At 64.5% G+C, this 1613-nt stretch carries 3 protein-coding genes; all 3 read right to left on the bottom strand.

The window, feature by feature from the left end:
- Window positions 1-853: serine kinase (locus J0I79_RS00125; protein WP_292854149.1), on the bottom strand; the 853-nt coding region annotated here is incomplete at its 3' end.
- Between the two features lie 48 nt (window positions 854-901).
- Window positions 902-1318, bottom strand: coding sequence for a PqqD family peptide modification chaperone (locus J0I79_RS00120; RefSeq protein ID WP_292854147.1), 417 nt, complete (start codon window positions 1316-1318; stop codon window positions 902-904).
- A gap of 146 nt (window positions 1319-1464) precedes the next feature.
- The coding region (locus J0I79_RS00115) for a 2Fe-2S iron-sulfur cluster-binding protein (RefSeq protein WP_292854151.1) at window positions 1465-1613 on the bottom strand (149 nt) is incomplete at its 5' end.

The following is a 1613-nucleotide window of genomic DNA, read 5'->3' as shown; positions in this document are numbered from 1 at the left end:
TGATCGAGCTGGCCTCGCCTCCACCGATATGTGGCACCATCAAAGCGGTGATGTCCAGATTTGCCGGTACTGGCCGGGCGGTTATGTCGCCAGCATGGCATTGATGCTTGCCTTGCCAGTTGAGCGGGCCATGCGATTTCAGTTTTCTGTCCAATCCCAATCGCCGGAACCCTCCGGGATCCTGCTTGAGCGTGGAAAACAGCGGATAGGCGGTGACGCCCCCCTCGAGGTCGATCAGCACATAGTCGTCGCCGACGCTGTCCAGCCCGTTGAGCAGCCCGGCCACGACTGTTCCCGATTTGCCCGCCCCGCCCGCGCCGGCGAGCAGGACGCCCTTGCCATCGACGCCGAGCGTGCCGGCATGGGCGAGCCGCAGGCCACGCGACGCGTATTCCCAATGCAGGAAGGGGCGCAGCGGCGCTCCCGGCTCCCAGGGCGGAAAGGCATCGGCCGACGTCATCAGTTGCACGCCGACGCGGCGCAGCGGATCGTAGAACTGCCAGAAATTCAGGTCATGAAACAGGTGGCCGCGCAATCCCGCCTCGGCAAGCCGGCTGGCAAAGCCGTGTTCGGTGAATTGTCCCTGGCCCCACTGTGCCGGCGCGGGAATGCCGGGGATGCCGGGATGGGCGACAAAGATGCGGCAGCCCGGCGGAGCCGGCCGGTCCGCCGCTGCCTGGACAATCGAATGGCCGAGCGCGTCAGCCAGCGTTCCCGGGCTGAGATGCGCGGTCAGTTCCAGCCGGGGCAGGCGAACGGTTTGCCTGACGGGATAGTCCGCGCTGGCGGCCTCCGCCACGGCCAGGACATGGCGTGCGTAGTCCGGCAATGTTGAAAGAGTGACGCTCGGCATGGCCCGTTCCGGCATATGCGGCCTTGCGCGGCCGCCTGCGCTGAAGTCTCAGTTTGCCGGCTTGACCGCCGGCCAGCCGAGAGGCTCCTCCACCTCATGGATCGGATCGACGACGATGAGGTCGGCAAGATCGTCGTGAACGTCGACGCTGAGCGGCTCCCGCGCGGCGGCAAGCGCCGAGACGATGTCGTTGGGCATGGGTAGCCCCGGCGTGTCGGCTGGCGCCAACAGTCCGAATTCGAGCAGCCGCGAAATGAAGCCTTCCAGATCGGCGGCCTCTATCGCCGAAGCCTCGGCGATGGCCTGGACACCGACACCGGAAGAGAGCGCCTGCCAGACCCCGCTGCCGGAATCGGAGAAACCGAAATATTTGCCGGTTGATAGATCGAGCACGACGGCTTCGCCATCGAAGGACTCAAAGACGATATCCTTGCTCGCAACCGTATAGACGTCGCAATGACGCATTGTTCTTGCCCCGCCCCGCAAGTCGCGCCGCCCGCCGGCGCGACCGCTTCATCCGCAAATAACGCCTGTAAACACTCGGTTCTTCCTTGGCAAGGCAACCAGTGTCGGGGTGGCGGCGACCATTTCTGGGGCGGTTGCGGTCAGGATCAGGCTTCGATTTCGAGCGCCGATAGCGGTTTGGAGCAACAGGCGAGGATGAAACCATCGTCGATCTCGTGATCGAGGATGCCGCCATTGTGGCTCATTTCGACATCACCGGAGACCTTCTTCACCTTGCAGGTGCCGCACAGGCCGA

Source organism: Mesorhizobium sp. (assembly GCF_017306585.1).
In the GTDB taxonomy this organism is placed as follows: Bacteria; Pseudomonadota; Alphaproteobacteria; order Rhizobiales; family Rhizobiaceae; genus Mesorhizobium.
The sequence above is the reverse complement of the archived record's forward strand: the minus strand, read 5'-3'. Positions and strand labels throughout refer to the sequence as shown.